The sequence below is a fragment of the Mesorhizobium sp. M7A.F.Ca.US.006.04.2.1 genome (genome assembly GCF_004022915.1).
Classification (GTDB): Bacteria; Pseudomonadota; Alphaproteobacteria; order Rhizobiales; family Rhizobiaceae; genus Mesorhizobium; species Mesorhizobium ciceri.
Map to the genome: position 1 here is coordinate 1 of NZ_RZQA01000611.1, position 3,951 is coordinate 3,951.

Here is a 3,951-nt window from a genome sequence, read left to right on the forward strand (position 1 = left end):
GCGCAGTTTCCTCGAAAACGCCAATGGCCTGACATACCGGGCGCAACGCCTGCTCGCCGGACGCGGTGCGCTGGCGCCGGAATTCACCGAGGCCGATATCCGCCAGCCGCAGCGGCCGAACGGCGTCACCGCTCCCGATGACGACGTCTACAAGGGCCTGCTCGCCAACAATTTCGCCGACTGGCGTCTGGAAGTGACGGGTCTTGTCGAAAAGCCGCTGTCGCTCAGCCGCGAGCAGCTCCAGAACATGCCAAGCCGCACCCAGATCACCCGCCATGACTGCGTCGAAGGCTGGAGCTGCATAGCCAAATGGACCGGCACGCCGCTGTCGCTGGTGCTGGACCAGGCGGTGGTCAAACCGCAGGCGCGCTATGTCATGTTCCATTGCCTCGACACGATCGACCGCAGCCTGTCGGGCGACATCAAATATTACGGCACCATCGACCTCATCGATGCCCGTCACCCGCAGACGATCCTCGCCTACGGCCTGAACGGCAAGCCGCTGCCGGTCGAGAACGGCGCGCCGCTGCGGGTTCGCGTCGAGCGCCAGCTCGGCTACAAGATGCCGAAATATCTCTACAAGATCGAACTGGTCGACGGCTTTGCCGATGTCGGCGGTGGCAGGGGCGGCTATTGGGAAGACAATGGCTATGACTGGTACGGCGGGATCTGAGCTGCACACCGCAAATCCGGCGCTGAAGATGCTAGCCTAGCGAGCGGCGAAACAGCTCGCCTTTTCCGGCAATCTGCTCGCCAATGCCGCCAAGCCGCAGCATATGCCAGGCAAGTGCATGGTTGCTGGAGGTGACCGGTTTCCCCAACTCCTTCTCGACCTCCTCGATGATGCGGGCAACGCGCATGCTGGTGCAGGAAACGAACACCGCATCACAGTCGCTCGACGCACCGATTTCCAAGATGGCCTGCTTGACCGATGCCGGCGTGATGCGTGCAACGACATTGTCGTCCGCCTCGTTGAAGGAGCCCATGACCGGAATATCCATCCCCCGCGCCATCAGCGATGCCCGCAGCGAATGATTGATTTTCGCCAAGTAAGGGGTGAGCAGCGCGATCCTCGAGACCCCCAGGGCCTTCAGCGCGGCGCGTGCCGCGGTCACCGGATTGGTCACCTGCACACCAGGCAGCACCTCGTGAACGCGCTCGGCAACCTTATCCTCGCCGATGACCAGCGCTCCCGACGTGCAGGCAAAGCCGATCACATCGAACTTGACGTCGGGCAAGAGTCCCACCGTTGCCGGGATTACCGCCGACATTTTCATCAGGTTTTCCGGTGTGATCTCGACATCGCTGTAGAGCCGCGCCTCGTACAGCGCGATGTCGCGCGCGGGCAGCGCATACCGGAATTCATCCTCGATGGTCTGGTCGGTCCGCAGCACGAGCAGGCCGAGATTGGCGCGCGTGCCGATACCGTCATCGGTCTTGAACGGAATGTGTTCCTTGTCGAGGACAAGCGTGTCGTCGGCGCGGCTAACCGGGGCGTCCATGGCGCAGTCCCCTCCCTGATGCCAATCAGAATTGTCGACAATAGAAACGGCGATATTGCCGAAACTGTCAAGGGCTCTGTGCAGATCCTGGGAACCGGTAAACGCCTGAATTTTGCGCTTGCGCGGATCGCTTGTCCGTCGCCGACCCATTCACCGTTGACAGGGATCGGCGTCTTCCTATTGAATTGTCGACAATAGGAACACACCCCTTCGGGACAGCAATGCGCGTATTGATCTTGGGCGGCGGCGTGGTCGGGATCACCACCGCTTATCAGTTGCAAAAGGACGGCCACGCGGTCACTGTTCTCGAGCAGGCACCGCAGGTGGCCGAGGGCGCGAGCTGGGCAAATGCAGGCATGATCGCGCCCGGTCACTCCTTCGTCTGGTCATCACCAGCCGCGCCAAAAATCCTGCTGAAGTCGCTGTTCCTGAAAGACCAGGCGCTTCGCTTCAAACTTTCCGCCGACCCGCATCTCTACAGCTGGTCGCTGCGCTTCCTCAGGGAATGCACGGCCGCCAAAGCGCGTCGCAACACCCTCCTCAAACATCGGCTTGCGGTCCATTCCCAATCGGTCCTGCAGGCGGTCGTCAGGGAAGAATCGATCCAATACGACAGGACCTCGGCCGGCATCCTTTACTTCCACCGCAGCCGTCAGGCGCTCGACAAGGGCGTCGCCAACATGCGCCTGCTGGAGGCCGACGGCCAGGAGATCCGCATTGTCGACGCACAGGAAATCATTGACCGCGAGCCGGCGCTGGCTTCGTCGCGCGGCAGCATTGCCGGCGGCATAATGTGTCCAACCGATGAAACCGGCGACGCCGCCAAGTTCACGCGCGCGCTGGCGGCCATCGTCGAAACGAGGGGCGGCAAGATCCTGACAAGCACGAGGATCGTCGGGATCGAACGCAGGAATGACGCGATCATCCAGGTCGTCACCGACAAGGGAGAATTTCTGGCCGACGCCTACGTTCTGTGTCTCGGCGCCGAAAGCCCGATCCTCGCCCGCAAGATCGGCCTTGGTTTGCCGATCTATCCGGTCAAAGGATATTCCCTGACCATTCCCATCGTCGACCCGGCGCTGGCTCCAAAACTCCCCGTCATCGATGAGCACAATCTCGTTGCCATCACGCCGATGGGCGATCGCATCCGCGTCACCGCCACCGCGGAATTCGCGGGCTATGATCGCAGCCACAAGTCTTCGGATTTCGCCTTCATGAAGCGCGTCACGCAGGACCTGTTCCCGCGCGGTATCGCCTATGATCGCGCCGAAATGCGGGCCTGCCTGAGACCCATGACGCCCGACAATCTGCCGATCCTCGGCCTGCGCAACATCAAGAACCTCTGGCTGAACACCGGCCACGGCCATATTGGATGGACGATGGCGCATGGATCGGCCCGCATCGTCGCCGAACTGATCGCCGGCCGGGCTGCGCCGATCGCCCTCGACGGTATCCTTCCCACACAGGCGCGGTTCGCCGAACCAAGCGCCGCAAAGGCTTGACCGACGCCATGCTCCGACCCACCAGGCACAGCAACCAGGACGACGATGCGGCGTTGGCATCCAAGCCGATCAAGACCGGCCCGCGCGTCTATGAAGAGATCCGTCGCATGGCGATGGACTATCGCTTCAAGCCGAACGAGCGCATCAACGAAGTGGCGCTTGCCGCGAGGCTGAATGTCAGCCGCAGCCCGATCCGGGAGGCCCTCCAGCGGCTGGTCACGGAGGAACTCATCACCTTCCAGACCAATCGCGGCTTCTTTTGCCGCGGCTTCGATGTCGACGAGGTCGTCAATCTTTCCGACGTGCGGGCGGTGCTTGAGGAGCGCTCCGTCAGGCTGGCGATCCAGCGCGCGACCAATGAAGAGCTCGCCGCGCTCGTCGACTGGTGGACGCTCACCATGGCGCGCGCCGACTCGTTTTCCAGCGCCGAGCTGACCGCCAGGGACGAGGAGTTTCACATCCGCATCGCCAGGCTGTCAGGCAATCCCGAACTGGCGCGCATGCTCGAAGGCATCAACACGCGCATCCATTTCGTTCGCAAGATCGAAGTGGAGAAGCACCGGCGACTGTCGACGACCTACACCGAACACAGCGAAATCGCCCGAGCCATGGTAGCTCGCGATGCCGACACGGCCGCAAGGCTCATGCATGACCACATCGACATCAGTGTCGCCGATGCCATGTCGACCGTCCGGGAAGGCCTGGCCCGGATATACGTCGACGTCGATCAGATCTGACCAGCATCCCGGAACCGATTAAGCAATCCCTGGCCGGTCAGGCAACCTTGTCGAGCAGCGGCCTGAGCGCCGGGTGAATTTCCGGCGAGGCGTGCTTGATCAGGGTCAGCAGCGCGCGTTCGTTCTCGTAAAGTGGCCTGTCGACGCCGATATGTTCGATCAGCCAGCCGGCTTCGCCGGCATCGATCGTCTCGGCACGGCGGGCCAGGG

The 3,951-nt window shown here is 62.4% G+C and carries 4 protein-coding genes; 3 read left to right on the top strand and 1 reads right to left on the bottom strand.

Going from position 1 to position 3,951, the window contains the following annotated elements; all coding sequences use genetic code 11:
• Positions 1 to 673: molybdopterin-binding protein (locus EN925_RS26375; RefSeq protein ID WP_128337038.1), on the top strand; the 673-nt coding region annotated here is incomplete at its 5' end.
• A gap of 31 nt (positions 674 to 704) precedes the next feature.
• Here EN925_RS26375 and EN925_RS26380 read toward each other — a convergent pair.
• Positions 705 to 1,502 carry an aspartate/glutamate racemase family protein gene (locus EN925_RS26380; protein WP_013531948.1) on the bottom strand — a complete coding sequence of 266 codons (798 nt, stop codon included), beginning with the start codon at positions 1,500 to 1,502 and terminating at the stop codon, positions 705 to 707.
• Positions 1,503 to 1,723: 221 nt separating this feature from the next.
• Here EN925_RS26380 and EN925_RS26385 point away from each other — a divergent pair, with 221 nt between their 5' ends.
• Together EN925_RS26385 and EN925_RS26390 are read left to right on the top strand one after the other, a co-directional pair.
• Positions 1,724 to 3,004, top strand: coding sequence for a D-amino acid dehydrogenase (locus tag EN925_RS26385; RefSeq protein ID WP_127368901.1), 1,281 nt, complete (start codon positions 1,724 to 1,726; stop codon positions 3,002 to 3,004).
• Positions 3,005 to 3,012: 8 nt separating this feature from the next.
• Entirely contained in the window at positions 3,013 to 3,741 is a 729-nt protein-coding gene (locus EN925_RS26390) for a GntR family transcriptional regulator (RefSeq protein WP_013531950.1), read from the top strand.
• Positions 3,742 to 3,951 lie beyond the last annotated feature (210 nt).